A 24,263-nucleotide genomic window follows, 5' to 3' on the forward strand; every position below is an offset into this window, starting at 1 on the left:
TCGCCGCCCTTGTAAATGCAAGGTACTTCACGTTTTGGTTACCAGACATGAATAGCAATGGCAGAGCATTCCGGAGAATTGGGTCTATCGGCCTTGTCATCTTCGAGCGAGACGGCACCCTTTTGAGACGGAACAATCCGCCTCGGGATTTCATGCTGGGAGATATCAGCAACGACTTCGTCCAAATGCTACAGCACCTGCGACGGATCGGCGTAAGGTTCGGATTCATCTCGGATGCAAGGGGGATGGACGTCGGCTCTCACGGCCCGGCAGAATTCGCGGCCCTCACCGGAAGACTCGACAAATTGCTGCAGATCCGGAACGCAATGCCCGATTTCTGGATGACATGGGGTATTTCTCAGCAAGGAAGACGAGAGATACCCCAAGCGGACGAGACGCAACGAGGGACGGATGGATTGATTTCCGCGATGATCTTACACGCCGTTGAGTGGTATGGTGTAGACAAGAAGGACGCCATATTTGTCACCAGCACTGCTGTTGGGCTGCTTGCGGCAACCAGCGCCAACATATCGTCTATCCAGTATTCTGGATTGCCGGAGGATCGAACGATCCCGGTTTGGAGAGAAATGGAACGACAATATTTTAATCGGTCGGCGACCGTGAACGCGCCACAGCTTAACACTGAGATTCAACGGATTTTGGGACTGAGCCGCCAGTCAGCCAAATGCAGTGAACAAGGATGAGTATCATTCACTCAGCGGCTCCGATCGCGATCCTTTTCCTGAGGCGGACGAAGTTTTATCGACTTCTGTGACTCGTGAGACTGTCGCTGAGCCTTTTCACGCTTTGGATCTGGCCGATCCGCTTCCGGCCTGTCATATTCGGCGTTGGAGCGCGCGATGCGTGATTGATCGAGCGATCGGTTGTTCGAACTCGTGTTGACGACACCCTGCTCCGCAACATGATCGCGGCCGGCTGCCGATTTCGTCGCCAAACTGTTCACGCTGCTTTTCTGTTGACCCGCGGCATCACGATCGCGGTTTTTGACCACCCGTGAGTCAAGCTGCAGCCCAACCACCTTCCCAATAATCTTCGTCGCCTGTTCGAAGATCAGTCGATCGGCGGGGTTGGCGATCTTGGTGGCCAGGCTCACTGCGGTGTTCGCCAGTGTCTCCTTCGCAGCCTTCGCCTGGGCAGCGCTGATAGGTGTCGATCTCAGCATGTGCTCTTCTCCTTTCTCGTTTGCTGGGTCACGACCGGCACGGACTGCTGTCTCAAGCCGCCGGTATTCATGTTGGAGGCCTATCGACAGGTCCTGGCTAAGTTCGCGCGCCGTGCTGGGCGCAGACCGATTCTTCCCTATCTCGTCCAACATTTTCAGAATGAGCCCAACTGCGCGCCGGCTCTGATCAAGCCGCTTTTGTGCATCCTGCAATCTGGGGGCTGTCGGCGTATCGCGGACCTTCGCCAGAACTTTGTCGACGACGTTGCTTGGGGCCGTGGCTCCCATCCGGCGGAACATTTCCCATTCCCAGCGCTTGACGGGCGGAGGGCCTGCTCGCTCAAGCCGCTTCTGACGGTCGATCGGGATGCCCCGTTCGCGTGCCTTGTCGGCGAAACGCAGCCGCCATTCCGTAAAGTCGCGGATGTTCGGATTGAGCATCTTGCCACTGGAATTTCGTAGCGCAACGATCACATGCATGTGTGGATGCTTGTCGAGAGCATTGCGATTATGGACGGCATAGGCAAAACGGTGCCCGGCGAATTGTTCTCTTAGAAAATCGCGCCCGGCAGAAACAAAGTGATCGCGATCGACACTTGCCGGTCCTGACAGCAACAAGTGCATGAAATCTCGCGGCTGACGGGTTTGCATGAGGGCACCGACGACTTTCCCTTCTGCCGTCAGTTGTTTGTGATCGGCAGTGGTGATTTCGCGCCGCTCAGCGCCATGGAGGTAACGTCCGCTCCTGCCTGGACGCTCCTCGATATGCGTCGTCGTCGAAAGCGTTACCTCCGCGCCCCTGCGCTGCATGGCGTGCAGCGTTGCCGTTAACCCCTTTGGACCTGAAGAAAACTCAGCGGGGTATCGAGAAATCGGCATAACTCCCTCTTTCCGGAGAGCTCGATCCAGACGTGCGTCGATCGCATGCGCCACGTCGAGTTCTCCTGGAATGCGATTGCTGCCGCTTCGATCCGACCTGTCCTTCTTCTCGTGAGCAATTACCAGGGCGAAATGCAATCTTGTTTGCTCGCTTACGCCATCGCTCACACTGAAGGCGTAAGTTCGTGAAGGGTCGCCGGCTTTATGGAAACCGTCGGCGGCGAGTGAAGCAAGTGCGCGGGCTACGCCTTCCCGGCGGGTGTTTTCAAGCTCGTAAGTCAGACGCAGCACGTCGCTGCTCCCCTTGCGATTGCCGAAGTCCCTCTCCCACGAACGCACCGCTTGGTTTAGATCCGATACTTCGCGACCATCCTGATCGAGCGCCTTTTCTTCCTTGCTCTGGTAGACAAGCACGTTATGGGCCGAACCCGCGCCGGCGCCATAGGAAAGGACCTTGACCACCACTGCATTGTTGCCTGTAGCACGACTGATCGCCGAGGCAGCACCAGCATGTCTCGTCGACGGTCGTTTGCTCTGGCCGACCGCCGGTCGTTTTCCCCCTCCTCCGCCGCCGCCTCCACGTCGGCGCAGATCGTCTTCGATCAAATCAAGATAGCTCGGTAGTCGCCGACCTTCGGGTCTAGACTTCGAGCGATTTCTGGAGACCTCGTTCATCGTGTTTCCTGATCAGCTCGACAATGTAAGATGACGGCCGAACAAAGGCGGCATCGCGGACAGCGTCGATGGCCCCCATCACCTCGTCCAGCTTCTGTGAAATCAGCCTTGTCCCCTCAGCTAATCCGACGTCTTGCGCGAACAACTCCTCATTGCGCCAGGCAAGTTCGCGAAGAAACTGGTGCATGTTTGCCATTTGCAGATCATGTTCTTCGAGCATGGCGGGAACATGCATGATCTCCCTGGTGACGATCAGCTTGGCGATTATATTGACGGAGACGTCGAGCCGTCCGGCAAGTGCGTCGACATTGCTTAAGATGTGATCCGGCAGACGAAAAATGATGGGCGGGTGTCGCATGCGGTCTAGAGTCCCCTCGCCTTCAGCGCCTCGAGGATGAGCCTGTGCGTCGCCGATGACAGTTGCTCATGGCTCTCCAACGACACTCGGAAAATCTTGGTCAACACGTCGTCGTCGATGTAGAGTGATATCCGTTTTCGTTTGCCGGACACGCCAGCCGCTTTTGCGGGCGCGGTCGCCACAGGTCGCTCCTTGCGTTCTTGCCTGGCTGGGGTGTGGGTCTTAGGTAAATTGGCCGCAGAAGGCGCGGTTTCCTCTCCTTGGGCATCACCATCGGGCATGAGTGTGTCGAGGTCGATGGTCGTCGGCATATACGATGTCGCGGCCTCCTGAACTGTTCGCGGGATCGGGCAAGGGCGAGAATGTTTCCGGCAGGCGTTCTGTCCCTCGACATCGTTTAGGCGGCCTCCGCCTGCAGAAGCCCGATGAACTCGTTGTTGATCCTCTTCACAAGATCGATTGCGTCAAGCACGCTTTCCGATGCCCTGCGCTTGGCCGACGGCGTCAACGACGGATTGTCTGCGATGCCCGCAAGCTTGGAGTAGAGGGAACCATAACCGGCCCCGACATCGCTGAAATGATTGCTCTTGCGCACGACCGTCTCGACCATGGGTATCCGGCCGCTCGTCAGGATGGCGTGAACCTCGGGAAGGGATCGATTGTGTTTGAGGGCGATCATGTCGATGTAGTTCCAGATCGCCGCGTAGGGGATCGGTCCCCTGTCCCGCTTCCGGCCGATCTCGGTCAGGATCGTGGCCACCTTGATGGCTGAGGTCGCGGCTGTTGGTTCGGGAATGACCGGAATGAGGATTGCATCGCACTCGTGGTAAACCTCGACCGCACGCTGATGCACATAGCCGCCGACATCGTAGATGCGGATGTCCGCTTCTGGGGCCCTGTCGAGCCGCTCACGAAACCTGTCTCCGGGCGCTACGCGCAAATGTAACAACGTTCCGTCGGTCGGCAAAAGCCCGCGCTTCATGGAGACATTATACCAGCGCGTCGATGATTCCTGCTCGTCGCAATCGATCAGAAGCGTCCTGTGACCTTGCTGCGCGAACTCCGCAGCAAGATTGACGTTCAGGGTGGACTTTCCAGCACCGCCCTTGAAGGTCGATATGGCGAGCGAGAGAGGTTTGACTGTCATGAAATCCGCACCCTTTGAGCCGAAGCCGATGTTACGATCAACCAATCCCGCTCACGCTCACACGATCGAAAGCGGAAGATCGAAATCTGTTCAATTCGGCAAGTTGCCTTCGTTCTCCACGTGACAAGAGGGAAACGCGTTTTTTACCGGCCGCGAAGCTTTGCTGGTGCTTCATCCTGACGTCGGGCTGCGATTACCCCCTCATTGATCCGCATAATGTCGCGCTCACGTAACGCCTCGCTAAGTGGGTCTCTCACCGGCCAGAAACGGAGAATTGGCAGGATAAGCAGCAAGAATGCGGTGATTGTCGCAGCCTTGAACCCTGCCGATCGCTCATAGAGATGCGAAGCCCACTGCCAAATGTTCTCGGTCGTTTCAAGCGGCAGAAAGACATAAGAAAACGTCAAGACTACCCAGTAGCCGACGAAGGCCGCCACCAGGATGCATGCCGCTGCCACCAGTAAAAAACACGCAATCCGAATCAACAACCAAACAGCACGGAATGGAAGAGTGAAGACTGTGAATGCCTTCCGATACATCGCCATCCTCTGATCCCCACATACAAATCGAACGTTTGAACGACCTTATCTCAGTTTTCAAAACTTTTCCATACTTGCACTACAGTACAATTTCGTGCATGTTCAAAAAAGTCAACAGGTGACGGATGCGAACATGAAGAATGACGCATGGCGATCTTCTCGCCGCCTCATTTACAGCCTTTTGGGTGCTCTGGTCTCGCTGCCCGAGACGGCCAGGGCGGACACGGCTGAAGAGTTCGTCAGCCACTACCAGCAGGCTTATGTACAGGGGCGAGACCTGATCCCCGCGTCGCCAACACCATTCGACACGTCCTCGATCATAACGCGACTTGATCTTGAAAGTGTCACCCCAAAAGCGGCGTTGAGCGGCAGCGCATTTTTCGCAGCGGATGGAACGATCATCAAACTTGCAGGGGTTCAAGGCTGCCTGTCGACCGAGCCGCTCGAATATGCGGGTGTCATTGCCACGTGTACCATTATCTCACTTGCAGCGATGACGGCGACCATCGGCGAGGTGCAGGCTATCGCTGGCACCGCATTCCCCTGCCATGAACTTGGACGGAACTCCGGCCAGCCGACGGTACGATATGCGGAATGCTTTTTCATGGACGGAGACACGGTGCGGTCGCTCTCTGAGGTACTCATCAGCAAAGGCGTAGCGTTTGCTTTCCGTGATCGTACTGGCCAGCCGATCTTCCCGGAATATGCTCGGGCGGAACAAGTCGCGCGAGGAGCGAAAGCCGGTATCTGGGCCAGCGACCATTTCTTCCATCCCTACGGTGAGCGTTACCGCGCCAATCCGACAATGCACTGATGCAGATCGGAACCTTGATGCTTATTTCCACGATCGCAGTCTCCGGCTTCTACGCAGGCTTCGTCATAATGCCGATGCTGGCCGGCAGTGAAGCTCCACATACGCAACCGCCTTGGCTGCCCGTCGTCCCCGTTCAGACCTCGCAAGCTGACGCTTCTGCCACGGAAGACGTGGCGCTTCCGCCATCTTCCGCGTTCGCACCATTCCCGACGCGTGCACAGTTCGAGACCGGCGATAGCTGGGTCTCAAACGGGCAACGATATCGGCTCTATGGGCTCCAGTCATGCCTTCGCGGGACCGCCGTTACCGTATCCCAGGGAAGCTCGCGCGACTGCGGTGAATTCAACGTGATCATGATGCAGGCGTTGGTCAGGGACACAAAGCCCGTCTGCGCAACCATTCAGATGGTCGACCAGAACAATGCCGTGGTTGCATGTCAGACGACTGCCGGGGAGCACCGATATGATCTTGCGACCTACGTTATCGCGCAAGGATGGGGATTTGCGGCAGTCGACAGCACCGGCCAGGTTATTGTTCCCGGATATAGGGTCGCTGAGGAAAGCGCCCGCAACGCCCGCGCGGGTCTTTGGGACTATCCAGATATGCCGCACCCTGTCTCTGTTCTGATGCAACAAGCGGGAGTGTCGCGATGAAGCTTGCCACCATCTCGACGATTGTCCTCGCTCTCATCCCGACAGGGACGCTGGCGCAAGCCCGCCCATCCGACGTTCCCCGTCAGATATACGGCAAGGTTCAGGTCATTGATGGAACCACATTCGAGTTCGTCAAAACGCGTCAGCTTATCCGTCTGGCTGGATATGAAGCCCCCAGACTGGCGCAGAACGCTACGACCGAAGGCGTGACATGGCCTGTCGGTCAGGTCTCGCGTGCCTGGATGATCCTTCGGACGCTTGGCCAGGACGTCAACTGCGCGCCTATCGGTCGAGACAGCAACAAGAACCTGATCGCGCATTGTTTTGTTGGTGAGACAAATCTGGCAGCGACGGCAATCGCGGAAGGCATCGGCTACGCCTTCAACTATCGTAATGAACCTCAAGTCCCTGCCTATTTCGATATTGAAAGAAGGGCGAGAGGGCTCGGTTTCGGCATCTGGTCGTCGCCTGACCTGTCTCCTCCCTGGCTCTACAATGCATCGCCAGAGCCTGGTGATCTGTCCGATGGCCCCGCATCAGCCACAGAAGAGGGGCTTCCCCTCCCCCTACCCGTCACTCCCGACAAAGCACTGTCCTTCACGCAGGTGCACGGAGGTTAAATGAAACGCCCTTTCGAAACTTCGACCATTATTGCCATTCTACTGGCTGTTTCTCCGTTTGCCGCCGGCGCCCAGGACGGCGCCACCCAAACCCAGATCGAGCAACGCGATCCGGACTTTTGCGGCGCGGGTGGTGCTGGTTGCGATCCGGCAGACGTGCAGCAATGGAAGGCGGTTGGCAACAGGCTTGCAGACCTGTCTTCGGCCGACCTCAGCCAATACGCCTACGCCTGCGCCCAGCATCGCGAATGGAAATCGGAGTGCGAAACCAATCCGATCGCGATCCTGAAACGCCTCGGGATCGAAGGATATTGAGGTTGCCGATGAAGAAGCTCGACTACGGATCGCTTATCGCCGCTGGCATTGCTTTCGTCGTGGGATCTGCTGGCGGGTACACGATCAACGAGTCTGTACGGGCCGACACGATAGTGGAACTTGAACAGGAGGTCGCGCGGCTCGAGAGTGAGCTTCAACGGCAGCCAGCATTTGACTTTCCCGACGACAGGCAAGCGAGTGCTGCGATCGCCAAATCGGGCCGCACGATCCGTATCTCGGAGTGCAAACCTCGTCAGGCGGTACCTGGTGTCACCTGTACCGGCATCATCACAACAACAAGCGGTTCCTTCGCGGGTACGACGCAGCCCGGCACCCTGTCGTTCGCGAAAATCGACAACACCTGGGTCCAAATCCAGTAAGCCACTCAAAGGAGACGCACTGTGAAGGCGATCGTGTTATTGTCCGCTGGCTTGATAGGCGCGCTTTCGGCGGTGCCAGCAAAGGCCGAAGACGCCGAATGGGGATGCCAGGTTCTGCTGTGCGCCGCATCGAAAAACCCATCCTGGCACGGTATCTCCTACTGCGTGCCGCCGATGCGCAAACTCATCACCGCCATGTCCAGACCCGGCTTCTCCTGGCCCATCTGCCATGAGGCGAAGGCGGGAAAGCCTGGTCGTGAAACCTACGAGGATTGCCCTGCTGGCACCACGGTGGGCTACTCCTCGCGAGGTGGCGACAACAATTGGCGGGGAGAACCTGATCAATGCATCGAAACGGTCAATGTCTGCCGGGCATCGGGCCATCACGATGGCAATACCAGCTCAGCAGGGTTGACGATAAATCGGCGCTTCGGCCGGGATGGCGAAAGCTGCATCCAGCAGACTGCCACTCCGCGCCCTCGCCGCGCGGATCCCTACTATTTCGATATTCCGAACGACAACGGGGTGAAAGAAAGGTTCTGGTTTAACCTGAACCACTAGGGCTTCTCCTGCCACAGCTGGGGCGACCACCGCATCACGAGTCGGTCGCGGCGCCTCTCTGTTTCTTTCGGCGGGCTTTCCAAACCGCTATCCGATGGAGGTCAGCTTCAGTGATCCTGAGCAAATCCTCGATGACGACATTCCACTCGCGCTGCATCTTGTCGAGTGTCGATAGCTTGACGTCTCGCATGGCACGCGTCACCTGCGATATGTATGCTTCGTGTACGCCGAGCTGCTCAGCAAGCTCCCGATTCGTCAATTTGCGCTCGGCCTTCAATCGTTCGAGACCGATAGCAAGCCTCTCCTGGAACGACAACGTGTCGATCGTCGAAATGTCCACGGCCTCCACCGGGGGCTGGCGTTTCAGACGGGGCATTGGTCGCCACCCCCAGCCCCGATCGGACTTACGCGGCGACAGACAAACATGCCGCCAAGGTAATGGCAGGGCGCACTCCGATGGCGCATTGGAACTCTCCTTGAAACTCTTGTGCTCATCCGTCACCCGATATCGACCAAAAACTACACCGTCCAAGCGTAAACCAATTGTTGTCCATAGTTCAAATTGGGCATTTCACAACCCCGTTACGCTTCGTACACCGGCACGATCCGCCCATGCAAGCGGAGCTGCTCGGACCGCAGGGCCGGAGGAAGGTCTGCATCCTCCTGGTTCGCAAAATTCATGCGCATAGTTGTCAGGAACGGCCCCGCTCACAGCCTGGCAGAGCTTACCGAGGAAGAGGCCGCAGCGCTTCGGGCGTGGTATGGTAATGCTGCTTCCAATGCTGAGAAGTCAATCGCCCTCGCTGTGATCCGGCAAGCCAAGGTGATGAACGGCTGGATCGAGTGCGATTGCCTCACCGGTCGGCTCCAGCCCCTCCTCGCCCCGATCCGGCAACAGCACACCTATACGCTGCGGCGATTGACGTCGAAAGACGAAGACCCTGTTCGCCATAAGGAGCGGCCAAACCACACAATCAGTTGCCCTTTTCACGTGGATAAGGACGCGACGCCAGCGCTCATCGATCGTAGCTACCACATTCGGCCTCTCCGAAAGTCCGATCGGAGTTTCATCGACGCATTGCCGGCCATTCCCGACCGTCTTGCTGACCTCGCCGAGCACGACATCAATCGCTCGACGGAGCGAAACGACAGGCCGTCGAGGCTCGGTGGCATCCTGTGGCGGTTGCTCGACGACGCTGGTGTGAACATCGTTTCTCCCCTGCAGGATGAGTACGATCTGACACTACGAAATCAGTTGTCAAAGCTGCGCGCCGCCGCCAAAGAACTTCGAGTCTTGAGAACATGGTCATTTAATGCCCTGCTGTCGACGTGGGCAGCAGATTATTGGGCAACTGACAGCCGCTGGCAACGCCTGCTCGAAACCTCGCGTCCAGACTGGCCCGGAACGCTTCGTCGCACGGGCTTCATGCTGCTGTATGCGAAATCCATATCCGTTCAGACAATCTTGCCGGCATCGTCCTCGCGACCAATCGACGTGATCGGGAAAGTGCGACAGCCATTGCGCGGCGACCCGGCTCGTCGCGGCCCATTCCTTACTTTGATGAACGTGGACTTCGGCGACGATGACGAGGGACCAGCCAGGGCTGTCCAGGCCTATGCCCAGCCGGTCCACAATGGCGACACGTTGTTTCCGGTGGAGTCCGGTTTTGAAAGAGATGTGTGCCATCTCCTGTTCTGGCTTCAGGGGTCCCTGTTGGAAGGCGTTCCTGATCTCCGTATCAAGATCACCAAGCCGCTTTTTGCGACCGAAACACCGCTTGGGCCCTGCCGGCCGGATTTCATAGTTGAGGCAACCTACAAGGAACATACGCCCGCAACTTTGATCGTCGAGGCCTTCGGCATGGAAACTGATGAGTATCGCGAGGCCAAGGAAAAAACCGTTCCGCGCATGAAGCAGCTCGGACCGATGTTCAGTATCTTTCCCGAGGATCTAACGGAGGCAAATGCGCAAGCGACAGCGAAGCGCCTGCAAGGTTGGGTCATCGACAATGTCCGGCACGTGTGAAGGGTAATTGCAAGGATTTCAGGGATGCGCAACAAACCGTCAGGCAGGCTATGGACTGATTTTCAGCGTAATAATATCAGGCTATAGCTGTGTTTTGATACTTTCCATTTCACGTTATAAGCTGATCCCAGGTTTGTGGAAATCAGGCTATGGCCTGATGTGGCACTGGCAGGCAGGGCAACGTGAAAAGCGATGCCCGCGGGAGAGCCCGACTACGGCTCGACGGGCTTAGGCCGACCGACCGCTCAAAGGCGCCGCCGAAGGGCGGGGTGCGCGCGTTGCGCGATGCGATCGGCATGACCGGGGCGCAACTCGGCGCGCGAATGGGCATCCGGCCGCAAACCGTCGAGACGACCGAAAAATCCGAGGCGGCAGGTACGATCCAGCTGAACACGCTGCAGCGCGCGGCCGGCGCTCGACTGCACTCTCGTCTATGCACTCGTCCCGAACACAGCGCTCGAAGCGATGGTCAATGCGCGCACACGCAAGATCGCGGTGCGTGAACTGCAGCGCGTCGCGCATACGATGCGGCTGGAAGCGCAGGGCACGGACGGTGCCGATCTTGAAGCAGGTATCCAGACCTATATCCGCGACCGGCTTTCCGACCGTGATCTCTGGAACGAGCCATGACCGATCTCTTCCAAAAGCCGGAGGATGCGAGGCCGCTCGATCCGCAGGAACGCGAGGGCCTGCTGCAGAGCTGGATCACGCACAGGAAGGACCTCAACGAAGCCGAGCAGGAGAACATCGTCGAAGCCGCCGCTATCAATGGCTGTAGGTCAGCCCGCAACGAACTGGTCGGCTCTATGGATACTCATCCAGCTCGCGCTTTGCCGCAGCAAGCAGGGCATCCTGAACCGGCACCAGCATGTCTTGAGGGCAACTCCCAAACATGCGCGTTACAAGTTCGTCCGCGAGATCAGACAGTGTTGGCTTAAGCCTCTTTGGAAACAGATGGTCGATTTTGCTCTCGTCAGCACCGAGGCGCCTGAGCTCGGCGCGCATCGCTCTCAGTTCCATTTCGCGCTCCTTCACCATCAGCCAGAAGCCCGGCTCGGCACGGGCCGCGGAAACGATTCGTTCGAGATGCCGTTCATCGGCGATATGAAGCGTCGAGAGGCGCTCGATTTTGGCCATGGATGGTGTTCTCCTGCTGCTCGGGCACCGCGACCTGACTTGGTCTGGCCCTGTGAACTACGATTGATCTGAGGCCAGCCAGCTACTCGTTCCCCGGCATGCTATCGGGCGCCGCCCCATCTTCGCGCAAAGGATCGCGCGCAGTGTCTGCGAACTCGCGTAGCCATGCCTTCGAACTGTCCTCCGTCAGCTTGCCTGAGAGAGTGTCTATGAGGAGCTCAACGTCCGCGTTCAGCGTTTGTGGCTCAACCACATTTTCCGCAGCCTGCAGGAAGATGATGTCATTCAAAGCCTGAAGTTCGCCTCCGAATGCTTCTCTTACTTCCTGGCGTCGGAGAATAGGAGAACCGGATGCGCCATCCGGATAATTCTGCCGCCTTGTCGGAGATCCCGGGTAGAAAGATTGGTCAAGCTTTTCTTCATCAACATCGAGATCAATGTTATCGGCGTTCTTGACGAGGGCTTCCTTCGGCTCACCACGTTTCTCTCTCCGGCCAGCCGCGCTATGCGAGGGTTTACGTCCCGGCTGCGGCTCATCGCCAAATTCTTCTTCTACCAGGCCTGCGGCGCGGGTCTCATCGAGGTCCAGACGGCGACGCAGCTCGTCAAGAGAGGAAATATAAACGTGACGAACGCCGTCCTTCACGATGTAGCGAAGATCTTGCGGCTTCCGGACCCGCTCGATGGCAGCCAGATCGATGTCAGCTCCGAATTTCAAGCCGGCCTGATCGCTGGGCGCGGCTATATCCGGTGCGGCTGGCGTGACGGACCCGAGGCGGTCACTGTCGGCTATCGTCCACTCAACAGGCTTCAGACAGGGTTTCGATACCATCTTGAACTTGCGGACTTTCGCGAACATACGCTCGCCCCCGGCGTCCAGTTTCATGATCCGCATCAGCGGCATGCCGGTGACCTGCAGGATCGCCTCTTCCGGTTTCATCATCATCAACGTGTTCAACGGAAGGAGATCGACTGACATCGGCACCTTCGAGATTGATCGCTGACGACGGCCATGGCGATGGGAATAGGACGATTGTTCGACCCATTCCGTCGTCTTTCCGGCCGCGAGCGAGACCGCCATTGCATCGTCCTGGTTCTGGAAGTTCATGAAGACCTTGATCGTCGATGCTCCCATCAGAATCTTCTGTCCGGACCGCTGGTACAATCGCTCCAGCTGGGCACCGTCCTGAAGGATAAAGACGAACCGCACCCCGTTCTTGCGGATCAAGGGGGCGAGCGTCAGCACCGTGTCAATGCGGCCACCATTGCCAAACTCGTCAAGCATCATCATCACTTCGTGCTCGCCATCGGGCAAAGGACCCATTTGAACCAGCTTGTCGGCCATTTGCTGGATGAACATCGAGATCAGCCGCTCATAGATCTGGATGGCATTCCAGTCGGCCTGGATATAGATCACCAGCTTGCGCTTCCGTATGGTATCGACCGGAATGGTGGTGATCGACGTCAGCGCCTCCACGAGCGGGTTCTGCAGGAAGTTGAGCTTGGCGACGATTTCGGCCGCAATCCCCTCACCCAGCTTTTCGTGCCGGCCGGCAAATTTGGTGAGCTGCATACGGGTCTGGTCGGAAAGGACCGTTTCGTAGTTCTCCAGCAGCTGAACAATCGCCGTACGCTCGTCGGACATCGAGTTAAGGATACGGTACAGCTCGCTTAGCGACTTGCGGGTGTCGGGGCATTCGAGCACGAAGCCAAGCATGGCGGTGAGCAGAATCCGGGCGCTCTCCTCCCAGAAATCGGAAGAATCGGAGCGAAGCCGCTCCGGCAGCAGCATCTGCGTCAATTTCTGGAGGTCGGTGATGCGCTGGTGTGGGTCCGTACTGATCAGGTCAAGCGGGTTGTAACCGTCGGTAAATTTCGATCCTGGCGCCAGCAGAAAAGTCTCAAATCCCTTGTCCTTCAGAAAACCGGAGGTCTCCTCGAACAGCTCACCGCTCATGTCGAGCACCACCTGCGAGCCCTCGAAACTCATCATTGAGGGGATAACAAAGCCACGCGACTTTCCCTGTCCGGGGGAGCCGATCAGCATTACATGCTGGTCACCATCGTTGCGAAGAAGAAGTCCTTGCTTGAGACCAAGCACGATCCCGTGTTTTTCGCGCAGGCGAAAGTCTGCCGCATCCTTGAGGGTGGCGAGACGGGCCCTGCCCATGATCATCCGCTGGCGTTTCTGGATTGCTGCACCAATCGGAAACCCCACCAGCGCGCCGGCGGCGGCGAGCCCCACGAGTGTAGCCTGGACCGTCTGCCGGGAAGGCCGCTGATAGACCCCGGCTGTATCCGTCGTTCCGAACGGCGCCTGATACATTGCGGCAAGATGGCTGCCGTAGTAGCTGGCGATTTCGGCATGTTCGCCAGCCTTCGTGGCGACGAGATAAAAGGCAAAGCCGTAGATAAATGCGCCAGCCCAGGAGGCGGCAAAGATCAGCGCGGTCAGCGCAATCAGGCTGAACATCGAACGGACATGCAGGAGATAAAGGATCTTGCGCGACAGCGCCCTGCCGCCCTTGAGCATCCAGATGCATATCAGGAAGAACAGGAAGGGTGATGCAAGCATGAATGCCAGAAGCGACAAACCAACCGTGTTGCGCGTATGGATGATCGACCAGGTGTAGCGAGCGGCATCAGCGAACCGCACGTGGCCCACATAGTCGAAATACGACAGTGAACCGAAGGAAACGACATAGGCGTCGTAGATCAAGGTGAAGAAGGTCAGCCATATGCAGACCACACCAACCAGCGCGACAGGCAGTGTGAGAAAAGACAGTTTCTGGAGACCCGTCCATTTCGGGCGATCAATCTCTCCGTCCGTGAATACGCTGGCCATGTTCATCAACCTCGTCGGCAAAATAGATCTCGCTGACACCGCGCCCGCCGGCGGCATCGCTCTTCTTCAAATGGACTACGATCGGGATGATCGAGCGGATGTAGCGGATGATATCGTCGCGTTCCATGCGGACATTGCTGTTGAGCACCAGCGTCGACAGCCGGTTGAACGCATGATGCGGCGAGTTAGCGTGGATCGTTGACATCGAGCCGGGGTGACCGGTGTTGATGGCATTTAGAAAATCAAACGCCTCGTCTCCCCGCAGCTCGCCCATGAAGATACGGTCGGGCCGAAGGCGAAGCGCCGTGGCGAGAAGGTCGCCCATTGTCACCCTCGCCTCCCCTTGTCCGCCCTTCGATACCAGCAAAGAAACGACATTTTCCTGGCGTGGCTCCAGTTCGGCGGTGTCCTGCATGAGAATGAACCGCTCATGGTCGGGGATTGCGGTCAGCATGGTATTAAGGAAGGTTGTCTTACCGGTGGAAGTCCCGCCCGAAATCAGCATGCTTCGATGATTGGTGGCCGCCAGTTCCAGAAAATCGCGCGTCTTTCCGATCCGCAACAGTCGCGAGAGCTCGATATCGACATCATCGAGATAGTCGTCGCCGGTTACCTTTGTGAAGCGGAAGGCGCCCGCTTCCTCATAGTCGTTGAGGTCGAACCGGCGGATAAACTGCTTGCGGATCGAGAAGGCGTGACCGGTTGCCGAGGTCGGGCTCAAGACAAACTGGACGCGTTCGCCTCCCGTCAGTGTCGCCGAAAGAAGTGGATTTTCGGCATTGATCGTCTGCTTTGTGAAGGAGGCAGCGCGGGAAGCCATGTGCCGAATGACATCCTGATCCAGTCCGTCGATCTCATGGCGCACCATCCGGAGCTGCCCGATCTTCTCCAGCCAGACCTCGTTGCTGCGCTGGCAAGAAATTTCGACGACAGCGGGATCATCGAGGAATGACCGGATCGGTTCCAGCGCCTCGGTCAGAAAGTGCTGTTCGGCGGAAATCTGGGGGCGCGCATTCATTTGCCGTATCTCACCTTGCGCAACCGCTCGAACTCTTCGCGGACCGGGTCAGGATAAAGGCCGGCAAAATCGAGGTCGCGCGTCACGAAGACATTGATATCCGAGCCCTGCGGAATGTGGATGGTCGGACGGATGTTGCGGGAATCCTCGAACGCTGTAGATGCAATTTGCTGGATACCCGATGCGATGGTTTCCGCCGCAATCGCACGGGCACGGTCCTGTGAGGTCTCACCGTTGTCCTGTGGAATGCGCGTGACACTGCCATTGTCGTTGACGATGGTGATGTAGCGATCTTGCCTCTGGCCAAGCTGAGCGATGTATTGTGTCGCGCCACCGATCAGCGTCATAAGGGCCGGCGGTCCGAAGCGTTCCCAATTCTTTCTGTCGACCATGCCGGTCATGCCCGAACGGCCAAGACGGTCAGTCCCATAGGAACCGAGCTGCACCGAGACGCCATCGCGGCGGATCATCCGCGTCCAGACAATCAGTATCCGCTCCTGCCCCCTCTGGACGCCGGACTTATAATCACCGATCAGCGAGGATCCAGCGGGGATAAGAATACGACGGCCATCGAACGAATAGACATCCTCACGCACAATCCCCTTCACCATGCCGGCGAGATCGGAGTTGATGGCTGTTTCGAGCGTGCCGCGGATCATCGTGCCCTGCGGTATCCAGGCATCGGTCCGGCGATTTTCTGTGGCGACCGACACCTCCACCCCCTGTCCGCCCATCGCCTTCAGGAAGGCGCGATCGCCATCGACAGCCCCGCCGCCATCTCCAGTAACGGTATTTGATGCGCTCGCCGTGCTATTTGCCCCAAACGGACCTGAGCTAGAAGCGTCGGACGACGTCACCGAAGCGCTTCTCGTCTGGTCAGATTGATCGAAGACCATGGCGGAGGAGCGGACGCGCTCCAGCAACTTCGCCTTCCGCTCCAGCTCGATGCATTTCGGGTCGTCGGGATTTTTGCCACGGGAGCAATCGATGTCCGCGGGCGGTGCGACGGGGGCTGCGGCCGGCACTCGCGGCGCCGGTGGTGGCGGAGGCGGAGGTGGTGCTGCCGGGACTTCGACCGTGGGGAGCGGTGGCGGTGACGGAGTCCGGAACCCTTCATTTCTCGGCGTCTGGACCGGGCGGAATTCTTCACGAGGCGTCGTGTCGATTGGCGGCTCTGCCTCCCCGCCCGCCAGGAGAAAGTAGAGGACCACACCAACGCCGGCTATACCGGCGACGACTGCGAACGGGCGCATGAGGCCTATACCACCGCGCCTGACCTGTCCGCCAATGGACGTATCAGTGTCGATGGAATGGTAGTTGGGATCCGACATGAGCGCCTCCTATCTTGATTGCGATTGTTGGTTGGATGTCCCGCTGCCAATTCGCTTCGGCGATACCGCGCCCTCGATCGGCGCCGGTATGTCGGCAGGCGTAGTCCTCAGATTGAAAAGGCAGGTCTCGGCTTCGGTCCCAAAGCGCAGCGTCCATTGCCGCGAGACCTTGTCGATAACGATGTAGTCGGCCTCGCGGCGATAATTCACCAGGCTCTCGCGCCGTCTGCCATCGACGATGAAGATTGCCGGGATGTCGCCGGTGAATTTCATGAAGGTCTTCAATCCATCGTCGAAGACCCAGAGCGGTTTGGCTCCGTCACTGCCCTTGAACCCGTAGTCGTAATTGACCTTGTCGCGGCGGATGTTCTTGATGTTCGGATTGCGCTGGGCTGCCTCAGCCTGTTTCCAGAGCTCCGCCGTGCCTTTGAGGCCCGCGTCCTCCGGATAGGTGAACCGCAGCTTGAAAGTCTGGTTCTGCATCGCCTTGCTGTCGTTGACACGCAGGTCAAAGGAGTAGGTCCGCTTCGTCGTGACCACTGACAGGTTGGTGGCCGCATCCTTCTCCATCGGTTTCAGGGTGAGCGAGCGCCGGTCGGCCGAGGTGAGGATCTGCCAGGAGACGGTATCGCCGGCGACGACCTGTGTTATGTCCTCATCCGCGCCGAAGAGGATCGTCGTCACCAGCCCGTAGGTGCCCGTCACGAGGAAGACTTGCTCGGCCGAATAGGGAAGTGAGCGGATTCTCGGGTCGAAGCGACCCGGCCTGGCAACCAGCTCAGCATGCGCAACCAGTGGACCCAGCAGCATGAACAAGGACATTGCAACCATCCGCCGCATCATGGCGCGATCCCTGACGGCATGGTCTCGGGCACTCTCGCATACTCGGTCACGACAAAGCCAAGAGGATTAAAGAGACGGACCCGGTTACTGGCGGAAAGGTTGATCTGCCGGTAGCGTATCGTCGCCGACCAGCGCGTGATGACATCGCCACCACGGCGACGTTCCCTTGTTTCGAAGCGAACAGCCATGGTCGATGGATTAAGCGGATTGACCGAGAGGATTTCCGGGCGGATTTCTCCGGTTGCGCCGAGCATCTTGACCGGTCCCCTCGGATTGGAGGGGTTCATCCAGTCCTCGTAGTCCTTGAAGGCCTGCGAACCGGGTTCCGACCACAGCGCAATCATGTCGAAATTATCTGACAGGTAGCGGGGATCGTAGGTTTCGCGGCGGATCACGTAGTTGCCAGCGAAAGCCGCGCGCACGGCCTGATTTTCCGAGACCGTCGCACGGTCTTTATCGAGCGTGGTCACCGTCTCCATGTAACCGGTATTCCGGTCGACGATCAGCGGCACGACCTCGGTGCGAACGAGCGGAAAGAGTTGCGCCACCGAAAACGACAGCACGCCTGCAACGGCCCAGCCGGCCACGGCAAACCCCAGCAGGATGATGCCGATCAATGTGCGAAGCGAACGGTTCTTCTCACCCCAGGAAAAGTGCTGGTCGTAGATGTCCTGCGGCCCGGCAACCTGGTCGGTTGGTACGGCTCGCAACTGCCTTCTGAACAATGCCACGTTCTATCCCCAAAATCATGATCGTCGTTAGGTTTGCGAGCTACGTCGTCGGTGAGACCCGGCTTCCATATGGATAAGCTGGATTCGACCCGCGCATTTCTCGCCTCATTCACCGCTGCGCCGGCGCATGGTCAGCATCCGGCCGAGCGCTCCGGCACCCGCCATCGTGCCGCGGCCGGCAAGTGCCGCCGCCGTCAACGCGCCTCTTGGCCCTGCCATCATGCCAAGGGCCACTGCGGCGGCCTGCCCGCTTCTGGAAGTGCTGGAACCGAGTCTCGCGCGAGCCGCGCCATATATCGTGCTGGCGCCGCCTCCGCCGGGAGTACCTGACGTCATTGTGCCGTAGGCAAATGTTCTCGCGAAATCAGGAACCTGGAAAATGAAATAGGAGATCAGCGCCAAGTAGAGCACCATCGCCAGCACGATCGCGAGCGCATTTTCCTTGGTCGCCATGTCGCCACTGATCGTGTCCATCATGCCGATCAAAAAGCCGAAGGACAGCCCAGCCATGACATAGGTGAAAAGCAGCATGAACATGCCGTAGGCGATGCCCCTCACCCACGCATCGAAGACGAAACGCGTGATACCGAAGAAATAGGAAAGGATGGCGATTGGGCCGATAGCCAGCATGACTGCGGTGATCATCTTGGCGAACAGCGTCACGCCGGTCAGGATGAGCAGCATCGGCAGCAGGCCAAAGACCAGTACGATGAAGACCACCACTGCACCGGTAACGTTCGGCAGCCATCCGGATTCATAGGAATTGAACAGCTGCATGGCGAAGTCGTAGACCTTGCGCGACATGCTGGCGACTTGGCTGGCAAGATCGGAGCCGGCGGATTGCCCTCCCATCGCCGAAGAAATTTCAGCACCAAGATCCTGCGGTGACGTCAGCACGAACTGGCCGATATTGTCGTAGAAAGTCGCCCAGGACATGACCAGCGCATAGGCAAGCGCGAGTTTCGAGGCCGTGATCGCCATATCCTGAAGAGATACGCTCGAGAGGCCGAGCGCGCCCCAAAGAAAGTAGAGAATGAGAAACAGCGCCAGGATAGACGAGACCAGATTGCCGTTCTCGGCGAACAATCCCCAGGCCTTCTCAAGGGATGCCTCGTTGATCTTGTCGAAGTATGAGAGTGCGTCGCCATAAAAATTGACCGCATAGCTGACCGGATCCATCATCCCCCCTGAAAGGAGTTGACGGGTCGCATCGGACCGCAGTCGTTGTTGACGATGTCCGCGAGCGCTTGCTCGGGCGCCGTCGGCTTCTGCCCTGTCTCGTAGGCGAGAGCCGGTATGGGGTTCTCATCGGCTGAGCATTTCGCCAGCTGTTCGAACTTGCCCGCGCATCCGGACAAGATGATAAGGGCGAGGATCGGCGCCGGGAGAAACCTCACTGGTTCTGCTCCTCGAATGCCTGTAGCTGGTCGCGAATCGAAGCTTCGCCCGCGCCACCGCTGCCATCGCGCATCACGCTGTCGGGAAGCGTTGCGAACGTCTTGAGGTTCTGGGATGAGGTTGCAAGGGCCGCCTTATACTGCTGGTTCAGCAGCATCACCTGGTTGTTGAGCGAGCCGACGGCCTCGTTGGCGGTCTGGTTGCCCTGCAGCACCATCTGCGTGTTCTGTTCGAGCGCGCCCTTCAGATCCTGTGCCGTGCCGATCTGCTCCGTCGCCTGCATGAAGGCGTTCTGCCGGTCCTTGGTGGCGCTGTTCATCGCGTCGGTAAGGGCAGTCAGCGTCGTCAGCGCATTGATGCCTTGCGAATAGGCTTGATTGGCGCCTGAAAGCTCGCCTCCCTTGACGGTGTCGACAACCATTTTCACCAGATTGAGCCCATTGATCAGCTTGGCGGCGGTGTTCTGGAATTCACCGCTGATGCCGCCGAACAACGCTTCGTTTCCCGACAGGATGCTGTTGAAATCAGGCGCCTGGCCCATACTGAATCCATTGCCGGTGGCGAGCCTGGCAAACTGGCTTGCATCCTGTGACCGGTCGCCAGTGATCGCCTGAAGCGTCTTGATCGTATTGTCCTTGACGATCGACGTGTCGCCCTGGATCTGCTTCGATAGCTTTTCGATCTCCTGGCTTATTGCGATATTGGCCGCGTCTTTGACGGGAACCTGCGCAAAGCCGTGCGACACAGTGGTGATGCTGAGCGCTGCGGCAACAACGATTTTCTTCATCTGCCTGTCCTCTCTCTTCCTGTTCAATTTGCCGTTGGCCTGGCGTCGACGACTGTCACGAGCCCGAGCGCCGGGTCCTCCAACACCGAGAAGGTCGCGACATCGCCACTGGCGCGTGCCTGCTCCTGAAGGTCCTCGAGCCAACGCTGAATCTGATCTGTGGTGGCGGTCGTTGGCACCGCAAAGCATCGGGTGCTGCCGGTATCAATGACTGTCGAGGGGCACTGGACTTCAGCCATGACGAGGGAACCATCGTGGTCTTTGGCGTTGCCGCCTCCCGAGCCGCGAAAGGCCGCAGAAGAAGACTGGAGGCCAGCCTGCAGACGCTGCAAATATTGCTGGTTTGCCGCCAGCGATTTTCCCAGAAGCTCGTTCCAGACTGAACCGCGTTCGACTTGCGCCTGAGTATTGCGGTCGACCGCCTTTTTCAGCTGCTCCCCGCATCCGCGCGCATCACTGACCGTTTCCGTCTCGGCATCATCGCCCGACGGGGTCCGGTCGCCGTTCTCAGCCTTGTTCCGGCTGTAGTAGGCCGAGACTTTTTTGACGTAGTCTTGTGTCTCGGGAATATTGGGTATCCGTCCGTTCTGGAGGGACTGACGATAAGGCCCGGCATTGTATCCAGCGGCGATCAGGTCGTAGCGATTGCCGAACATGCCCTGCAGTTGCTTGATGTATTTGACGCCGCCGCGGATATTGTCGCGCAGGTCGTAAGGGTTGACGCCGAGACCCGCCGCAGTCCCAGGCATCAGTTGCATGACGCCGGTCGCGCCAACCGGCGATCGCGCCGATTGGCGGAAGCGTGATTCCTGCTCGGCGATCGCCAGCGCAAAATTGGGATCGACCCCCTGGCGGATGGCCTCGTCCGCCACCATCCGGGCGACTTCCTGCTGGCTATGGGTGCGCTTCGACGGGCTGGCAGGCGCGGTGTCACCGGCCATGCCGTCGGCCGAGCAATCCGCCGGCGCACCGGATCCCTGCCCGGGCGCAACGCTGTCGGTCGTTCCGCCCGACGCGCCCTTCAAGGCTCGTGTATCTGCCTGATAGGCCTTGTACCAGTTCTCCGTCGCCTGCTGGATATTGCGGCGGGCATTGTCGATTACCGGGACCTGCGCGACCGCAGCGACCGGTGTAAACATGCTGGCCAGCACCACCGCACCGACGGTCGCCAACTCAGGAAGTCTTGCGTTGGTCATCGGACACATCCCCCTCCCAGTCGCAGAACTTCGAAAGCCAGGTCTTCGGATCGTTGCCATATTCGTCGAGCAGCATCTCGACCTCGCGGACGGTCTCCTCGCGACCGGACAGGACCTTGATGAACTCCGGCATGTGGGACATGTCGACACGGGCGATGACGCTGCTCTTTGCCTGCTTGATCAGCATGAAGCGTGAGGCTGGATCGCCGTTTTTCACCCAATCGAATTCGGCCCTGGAAAGACCGAAATGCTCCATGTAGGAGTTTTCGTCCGCCTTCGGATTGGCGAAAAAGATGTTCGTCGACGTCTGTTCAATGATCGTCCGGCTGACGCTCGACTGCACCACGTCGTCGGCCGACTGCGTGCCGAAAATGACGAGACCGTTCCGTTTCCGGATGGTCTTGAAATAGTCCTTCATGGTGCGTTTGAATTCGTCGTCGTCGAGCAGCTTCCACGCCTCGTCCATCAGGTTGATGATCGGCGCCTTGCCGTCATAAACCTCGTCGAGCCGATGGAACATGTAGAGGAGTGCTGCCGTGCGCACCGAGGGATCGTCGAGGATAGACGTCATATCGAAGCCGATCATCGGCCGGGAGACATCGAGATTGTCGTCGGCATTGTCAAAGAGCCAGGCATAGGGTCCGTGATCGACCCACTTGTCGAGCCGCGCAATCAGGCTTCCCTCCGTCCGCTCGCTGCCCGCCAGAAGGGCGCGAAGTGACGACAGTCGGCGATAGGACCGGTCCTTCGTCTTCAGGACCGACTTGATCGCGGTGCGGATAATGGTCTCTTCCTGTGGTGTCAGGCTTTCGCCTTCCTTTGCCGGCTTCAGCATGAAGCTCAGGAGACGATAGAGGAAGACTCGGTTCTCCTCGGTATCGTCGAGGAGAAGCGGGTTCCATCCCGACGGTTCGCCGGGTTCGAGCGTCATGTAGGTTCCGCCCGCCGCCCGTACCATGATGTCGAGGCCGCGGTCCTTGTCGAAGACGATGGTCTTCAGACGCGGGCTGACGCGGTAGGCCTGAAGGATCAGGAAGGCCATGATGACGGTTTTGCCGGAGCCGGTCGGCCCAAACACCGTCGTATGCCCGACATCGCCCTGGTGGAAGTTGAAGAAGAACGGCGTGCCTGACGTCGTCTCGAATATGGTGATCGCCGGGCCCCAATGGTTGCCGTCCGGCTTGCCATAGGGATAAGCGTGGAAGCTGCTCAGGCCCGCACAATTGAGCGTCGAGATAACGGCACGACGGGCTATATAGGCCTGGTTGCCGGGAAGTTGCGCCCAATAGGCCGGCTCAGCGTTCAGATCCTCGCGGATATAGGAGGCACCCAACGCACCAAGTTCGTTGCCAATCAGGGCGACGCCGTCGTCAAGCTGGATGGCGGATCTCGCCACCGGCATGACCGTGAGATGATGCTCAGCGAAGGCAACCCGTTTCCTCGCCAGTTCATCGCGCGCAATATCGAGACTGGCCTGGACGCTGGAACCGCCCTCATCAGCTTTAGACAGCTGCCGATCCAGGCGTTCGATACGACTTCTCGCCGCAATGTCGTCGATAAAGGACATCGACTGCGTCAGCACCATCTCGAATGGAAGCTTAAGGATATAGTCGAGCATGCCGGCGCCGGTCTCGGGCGGATATTCCTTCAAGGAAACCATTGCGGCATAGCGGTCATCACCGGGCGTATCGCCCTGAAGATGGATGGTCCGGTTGCCGATCGATGTGCGACGCGCCGGCAGCATCGCATCGATGGGAAGGTTGCCGAGCCGGATCGGCCGGACACGGCCGCCGTTCAGCAGCGTGTAGAAGAATTCGCATTGTTCCGAAAACCAGATTTTGGAGGTTCCCTCCTCAACCTCCATGCTTTCAGAAAAGTCGCGATAGATGGTCTGGCCGTTGCCCAGGTCCACTTGCACGCGTTGCACGTCGCGCAGGACTTTGGGTCCATAGGCGGCGAGCGACTTTTCGAGCGCTTTCGTCGCCTCGACCAATTTATCCCGCATCGAGCGAAACTGCTCCTTGCGAACGACATCGCCGCCGATGCCCATAATGCGGGACAGCGCGGACCCTTGTTTGAACAACGGGCGCACGACGAGCGAGATATAGGTGTCGTTGACGAACATCTCGTTGCGAGAGATGCTCGCCTGATACACATCGTCCAGACGCTGGATGAAGGGGTCGGTGAATGTTGCCGGCAAGGACGGTGCGACCTTGCGCCTGACGACATGGGTGTAGAGCGCGAAATTGCCAATCGAGGAAATGGCGCGAAAAGCCGAGTTGCGCTGCCGATGCAGCATGTTGATCGTTTCGATGTCGGCCGTTTCGAACGAGAATCCTGTGAGACGCAAGGTCGATACCAGGCAATCGTTCTTCAACCGGATAATGCCGTTTTCGATCGGAACGTAGAAGGGAACGTGGGTCGAGATACTGCGATCGGCGAAGATCTCCCAGCCCTTCGATAAACTTCCCTTCAGCGATCTTGCCATCGTGCTCATCGGTCAGGCTCCGTAGGTCCGGATGCCCCCGCCGAGTTTGCGGCCGAGGGGATTGACGCCGCACATGCTGAGGCGGCCGAGGATGTCGAAGAACCAGAGATCGAGTTTGACCGTCAGCACATAAAGAATGCCGTGCAGGATGACGAAGGAGACGGGAAACCACAGGATGGAACCCAGCACCATGAAAACCATCAGCGAGACGAAGCATTCCGCCAGGAAGTAGGTGTACGGGATCCCCATTACCGTCGGCGGCCGCGTGAGGGCCAGGATGACGGGATAAGATTCGATATAGTCGTCCCCGCCAGACGTCTTGTTGCCGGAGTTCGCCAT

Annotated in this window: 25 protein-coding genes and 2 pseudogenes; 10 read left to right on the top strand and 17 right to left on the bottom strand. The window is 58.5% G+C overall.

Annotation, left to right across the window (positions count from 1 at the left end):
* The first annotated feature begins 47 nt into the window (after nt 1–47).
* Nucleotides 48–704, top strand: coding sequence for a hypothetical protein (locus AC5YUO_RS25505; RefSeq protein ID WP_496156589.1), 657 nt, complete (start codon nt 48–50; stop codon nt 702–704).
* A gap of 11 nt (nt 705–715) precedes the next feature.
* Here the strand turns inward: AC5YUO_RS25505 and AC5YUO_RS25510 are convergent, their stop codons facing one another.
* The 5 genes from AC5YUO_RS25510 to AC5YUO_RS25530 all read right to left on the bottom strand — a co-directional run bounded on the left by AC5YUO_RS25510 (nt 716) and on the right by AC5YUO_RS25530 (nt 4,787).
* Complete coding sequence (locus tag AC5YUO_RS25510) at nt 716–2,737, bottom strand: relaxase/mobilization nuclease domain-containing protein (RefSeq protein WP_496156590.1); 2,022 nt, start codon at nt 2,735–2,737, stop codon at nt 716–718.
* Nucleotides 2,703–3,095, bottom strand: coding sequence for a hypothetical protein (locus tag AC5YUO_RS25515; RefSeq protein ID WP_496156591.1), 393 nt, complete (start codon nt 3,093–3,095; stop codon nt 2,703–2,705). Before AC5YUO_RS25515 ends, AC5YUO_RS25510 begins: the two co-directional genes overlap by 35 nt.
* Nucleotides 3,096–3,100: 5 nt before the next feature.
* Complete coding sequence (locus AC5YUO_RS25520) at nt 3,101–3,406, bottom strand: hypothetical protein (RefSeq protein ID WP_496156592.1); 306 nt, start codon at nt 3,404–3,406, stop codon at nt 3,101–3,103.
* An 86-nt stretch (nt 3,407–3,492) separates the two neighbouring features.
* Nucleotides 3,493–4,242, bottom strand: coding sequence for a ParA family protein (locus tag AC5YUO_RS25525; protein WP_496156593.1), 750 nt, complete (start codon nt 4,240–4,242; stop codon nt 3,493–3,495).
* Nucleotides 4,243–4,385: 143 nt separating this feature from the next.
* Entirely contained in the window at nt 4,386–4,787 is a 402-nt protein-coding gene (locus tag AC5YUO_RS25530) for a hypothetical protein (protein ID WP_496156594.1), read from the bottom strand.
* 127 nt (nt 4,788–4,914) lie between these two features.
* On the opposite strand from AC5YUO_RS25530, the gene AC5YUO_RS25535 reads away from it, so the two are divergent.
* Genes AC5YUO_RS25535 through AC5YUO_RS25560 form a run of 6 tightly spaced genes read left to right on the top strand, consistent with a single transcriptional unit; the run spans nt 4,915 to nt 8,124 of the window.
* Nucleotides 4,915–5,595 carry a thermonuclease family protein gene (locus AC5YUO_RS25535; protein WP_496156595.1) on the top strand — a complete coding sequence of 227 codons (681 nt, stop codon included), beginning with the start codon at nt 4,915–4,917 and terminating at the stop codon, nt 5,593–5,595.
* The gene (locus AC5YUO_RS25540; protein WP_496156596.1) at nt 5,595–6,248 is read left to right on the top strand and encodes a thermonuclease family protein; all 654 of its coding nucleotides are present in this window, start codon (nt 5,595–5,597) and stop codon (nt 6,246–6,248) included. The genes AC5YUO_RS25535 and AC5YUO_RS25540 overlap by 1 nt, the downstream gene beginning before the upstream one ends.
* Entirely contained in the window at nt 6,245–6,868 is a 624-nt protein-coding gene (locus tag AC5YUO_RS25545) for a thermonuclease family protein (RefSeq protein ID WP_142843474.1), read from the top strand. The genes AC5YUO_RS25540 and AC5YUO_RS25545 overlap by 4 nt, the downstream gene beginning before the upstream one ends.
* The gene (locus AC5YUO_RS25550) at nt 6,869–7,183 is read left to right on the top strand and encodes a hypothetical protein (RefSeq protein WP_496156597.1); all 315 of its coding nucleotides are present in this window, start codon (nt 6,869–6,871) and stop codon (nt 7,181–7,183) included.
* A gap of 8 nt (nt 7,184–7,191) precedes the next feature.
* Nucleotides 7,192–7,563 carry a hypothetical protein gene (locus AC5YUO_RS25555; RefSeq protein ID WP_496156598.1) on the top strand — a complete coding sequence of 124 codons (372 nt, stop codon included), beginning with the start codon at nt 7,192–7,194 and terminating at the stop codon, nt 7,561–7,563.
* A 21-nt stretch (nt 7,564–7,584) separates the two neighbouring features.
* Nucleotides 7,585–8,124, top strand: a complete 540-nt coding sequence (locus AC5YUO_RS25560; protein ID WP_496156599.1) for a hypothetical protein — start codon at nt 7,585–7,587, stop codon at nt 8,122–8,124.
* A 34-nt stretch (nt 8,125–8,158) separates the two neighbouring features.
* Here the strand turns inward: AC5YUO_RS25560 and AC5YUO_RS25565 are convergent, their stop codons facing one another.
* Nucleotides 8,159–8,500 (bottom strand): helix-turn-helix domain-containing protein, encoded by a 342-nt coding sequence (locus tag AC5YUO_RS25565; protein WP_052820928.1) that lies wholly within the window; start codon nt 8,498–8,500, stop codon nt 8,159–8,161.
* Between the two features lie 303 nt (nt 8,501–8,803).
* Between AC5YUO_RS25565 and AC5YUO_RS25570 the strand changes: the two genes are divergently transcribed.
* The 3 genes and pseudogenes from AC5YUO_RS25570 to AC5YUO_RS25580 form a co-directional block, all read left to right on the top strand.
* Complete coding sequence (locus AC5YUO_RS25570) at nt 8,804–10,150, top strand: DUF8535 domain-containing protein (RefSeq protein ID WP_496156600.1); 1,347 nt, start codon at nt 8,804–8,806, stop codon at nt 10,148–10,150.
* Between the two features lie 182 nt (nt 10,151–10,332).
* Nucleotides 10,333–10,780, top strand: a pseudogene (locus tag AC5YUO_RS25575) (mobile mystery protein A).
* Nucleotides 10,777–10,962 (top strand): annotated as a pseudogene (locus AC5YUO_RS25580) (mobile mystery protein B); the annotation flags it as partial. The pseudogenes AC5YUO_RS25575 and AC5YUO_RS25580, both read left to right, overlap by 4 nt.
* Here AC5YUO_RS25580 and AC5YUO_RS25585 read toward each other — a convergent pair.
* From AC5YUO_RS25585 to AC5YUO_RS25635, 11 genes are all read right to left on the bottom strand, one after another.
* Nucleotides 10,955–11,287 carry a hypothetical protein gene (locus tag AC5YUO_RS25585; RefSeq protein WP_496156601.1) on the bottom strand — a complete coding sequence of 111 codons (333 nt, stop codon included), beginning with the start codon at nt 11,285–11,287 and terminating at the stop codon, nt 10,955–10,957. The pseudogene AC5YUO_RS25580 and the gene AC5YUO_RS25585 overlap by 8 nt on opposite strands.
* An 82-nt stretch (nt 11,288–11,369) precedes the next feature.
* On the bottom strand, nt 11,370–14,132 hold the full coding sequence (locus AC5YUO_RS25590) for a type IV secretory system conjugative DNA transfer family protein (protein WP_496156602.1): 2,763 nt from the start codon (nt 14,130–14,132) through the stop codon (nt 11,370–11,372).
* On the bottom strand, nt 14,101–15,150 hold the full coding sequence (gene virB11 / locus AC5YUO_RS25595; protein ID WP_496156603.1) for a P-type DNA transfer ATPase VirB11: 1,050 nt from the start codon (nt 15,148–15,150) through the stop codon (nt 14,101–14,103). The genes AC5YUO_RS25590 and virB11 overlap by 32 nt, the downstream gene beginning before the upstream one ends.
* The gene (virB10, locus tag AC5YUO_RS25600; RefSeq protein ID WP_496156604.1) at nt 15,147–16,481 is read right to left on the bottom strand and encodes a type IV secretion system protein VirB10; all 1,335 of its coding nucleotides are present in this window, start codon (nt 16,479–16,481) and stop codon (nt 15,147–15,149) included. The genes virB11 and virB10 overlap by 4 nt, the downstream gene beginning before the upstream one ends.
* Before the next feature lie 9 nt (nt 16,482–16,490).
* Nucleotides 16,491–17,324 carry a TrbG/VirB9 family P-type conjugative transfer protein gene (locus tag AC5YUO_RS25605; protein ID WP_496156605.1) on the bottom strand — a complete coding sequence of 278 codons (834 nt, stop codon included), beginning with the start codon at nt 17,322–17,324 and terminating at the stop codon, nt 16,491–16,493.
* On the bottom strand, nt 17,321–18,055 hold the full coding sequence (locus AC5YUO_RS25610; protein WP_496156606.1) for a VirB8 family type IV secretion system protein: 735 nt from the start codon (nt 18,053–18,055) through the stop codon (nt 17,321–17,323). Before AC5YUO_RS25610 ends, AC5YUO_RS25605 begins: the two co-directional genes overlap by 4 nt.
* A 105-nt stretch (nt 18,056–18,160) precedes the next feature.
* Entirely contained in the window at nt 18,161–19,234 is a 1,074-nt protein-coding gene (locus AC5YUO_RS25615) for a type IV secretion system protein (RefSeq protein ID WP_496156607.1), read from the bottom strand.
* A 214-nt stretch (nt 19,235–19,448) separates the two neighbouring features.
* A complete protein-coding gene (locus AC5YUO_RS25620) occupies nt 19,449–20,240 on the bottom strand; it encodes a conjugal transfer protein (protein WP_496156608.1) in 792 nt (263 codons plus the stop codon).
* Nucleotides 20,241–20,263: 23 nt separating this feature from the next.
* Entirely contained in the window at nt 20,264–21,436 is a 1,173-nt protein-coding gene (locus tag AC5YUO_RS25625; protein ID WP_496156609.1) for a lytic transglycosylase domain-containing protein, read from the bottom strand.
* Nucleotides 21,414–23,933 carry a VirB4 family type IV secretion/conjugal transfer ATPase gene (locus AC5YUO_RS25630; RefSeq protein WP_496156610.1) on the bottom strand — a complete coding sequence of 840 codons (2,520 nt, stop codon included), beginning with the start codon at nt 23,931–23,933 and terminating at the stop codon, nt 21,414–21,416. Before AC5YUO_RS25630 ends, AC5YUO_RS25625 begins: the two co-directional genes overlap by 23 nt.
* Before the next feature lie 3 nt (nt 23,934–23,936).
* A complete protein-coding gene (locus AC5YUO_RS25635; RefSeq protein ID WP_142843491.1) occupies nt 23,937–24,263 on the bottom strand; it encodes a VirB3 family type IV secretion system protein in 327 nt (108 codons plus the stop codon).

This window comes from Agrobacterium sp. LEGMi-208b (genome assembly GCF_059511785.1).

What these genes read in the sequence shown, in the direction of transcription:
- AC5YUO_RS25505 (WP_496156589.1), top strand. Translation starts at nt 48, where the DNA reads ATGAATAGCAATGGCAGAGCATTCCGGAGAATTGGGTCTATCGGCCTT.
- AC5YUO_RS25510 (WP_496156590.1), bottom strand. Translation starts at nt 2,737, where the DNA reads ATGAACGAGGTCTCCAGAAATCGCTCGAAGTCTAGACCCGAAGGTCGG.
- AC5YUO_RS25515 (WP_496156591.1), bottom strand. Translation starts at nt 3,095, where the DNA reads ATGCGACACCCGCCCATCATTTTTCGTCTGCCGGATCACATCTTAAGC.
- AC5YUO_RS25520 (WP_496156592.1), bottom strand. Translation starts at nt 3,406, where the DNA reads ATGCCGACGACCATCGACCTCGACACACTCATGCCCGATGGTGATGCC.
- AC5YUO_RS25525 (WP_496156593.1), bottom strand. Translation starts at nt 4,242, where the DNA reads ATGACAGTCAAACCTCTCTCGCTCGCCATATCGACCTTCAAGGGCGGT.
- AC5YUO_RS25530 (WP_496156594.1), bottom strand. Translation starts at nt 4,787, where the DNA reads ATGGCGATGTATCGGAAGGCATTCACAGTCTTCACTCTTCCATTCCGT.
- AC5YUO_RS25535 (WP_496156595.1), top strand. Translation starts at nt 4,915, where the DNA reads ATGAAGAATGACGCATGGCGATCTTCTCGCCGCCTCATTTACAGCCTT.
- AC5YUO_RS25540 (WP_496156596.1), top strand. Translation starts at nt 5,595, where the DNA reads ATGCAGATCGGAACCTTGATGCTTATTTCCACGATCGCAGTCTCCGGC.
- AC5YUO_RS25545 (WP_142843474.1), top strand. Translation starts at nt 6,245, where the DNA reads ATGAAGCTTGCCACCATCTCGACGATTGTCCTCGCTCTCATCCCGACA.
- AC5YUO_RS25550 (WP_496156597.1), top strand. Translation starts at nt 6,869, where the DNA reads ATGAAACGCCCTTTCGAAACTTCGACCATTATTGCCATTCTACTGGCT.
- AC5YUO_RS25555 (WP_496156598.1), top strand. Translation starts at nt 7,192, where the DNA reads ATGAAGAAGCTCGACTACGGATCGCTTATCGCCGCTGGCATTGCTTTC.
- AC5YUO_RS25565 (WP_052820928.1), bottom strand. Translation starts at nt 8,500, where the DNA reads ATGCCCCGTCTGAAACGCCAGCCCCCGGTGGAGGCCGTGGACATTTCG.
- AC5YUO_RS25570 (WP_496156600.1), top strand. Translation starts at nt 8,804, where the DNA reads ATGCGCATAGTTGTCAGGAACGGCCCCGCTCACAGCCTGGCAGAGCTT.
- AC5YUO_RS25585 (WP_496156601.1), bottom strand. Translation starts at nt 11,287, where the DNA reads ATGGCCAAAATCGAGCGCCTCTCGACGCTTCATATCGCCGATGAACGG.
- AC5YUO_RS25590 (WP_496156602.1), bottom strand. Translation starts at nt 14,132, where the DNA reads ATGGCCAGCGTATTCACGGACGGAGAGATTGATCGCCCGAAATGGACG.
- virB11 (WP_496156603.1), bottom strand. Translation starts at nt 15,150, where the DNA reads ATGAATGCGCGCCCCCAGATTTCCGCCGAACAGCACTTTCTGACCGAG.
- virB10 (WP_496156604.1), bottom strand. Translation starts at nt 16,481, where the DNA reads ATGTCGGATCCCAACTACCATTCCATCGACACTGATACGTCCATTGGC.
- AC5YUO_RS25605 (WP_496156605.1), bottom strand. Translation starts at nt 17,324, where the DNA reads ATGATGCGGCGGATGGTTGCAATGTCCTTGTTCATGCTGCTGGGTCCA.
- AC5YUO_RS25615 (WP_496156607.1), bottom strand. Translation starts at nt 19,234, where the DNA reads ATGGATCCGGTCAGCTATGCGGTCAATTTTTATGGCGACGCACTCTCA.
- AC5YUO_RS25620 (WP_496156608.1), bottom strand. Translation starts at nt 20,240, where the DNA reads ATGAAGAAAATCGTTGTTGCCGCAGCGCTCAGCATCACCACTGTGTCG.
- AC5YUO_RS25625 (WP_496156609.1), bottom strand. Translation starts at nt 21,436, where the DNA reads ATGACCAACGCAAGACTTCCTGAGTTGGCGACCGTCGGTGCGGTGGTG.
- AC5YUO_RS25630 (WP_496156610.1), bottom strand. Translation starts at nt 23,933, where the DNA reads ATGAGCACGATGGCAAGATCGCTGAAGGGAAGTTTATCGAAGGGCTGG.
- AC5YUO_RS25635 (WP_142843491.1), bottom strand. Translation starts at nt 24,263, where the DNA reads ATGGCGAACTCCGGCAACAAGACGTCTGGCGGGGACGACTATATCGAA.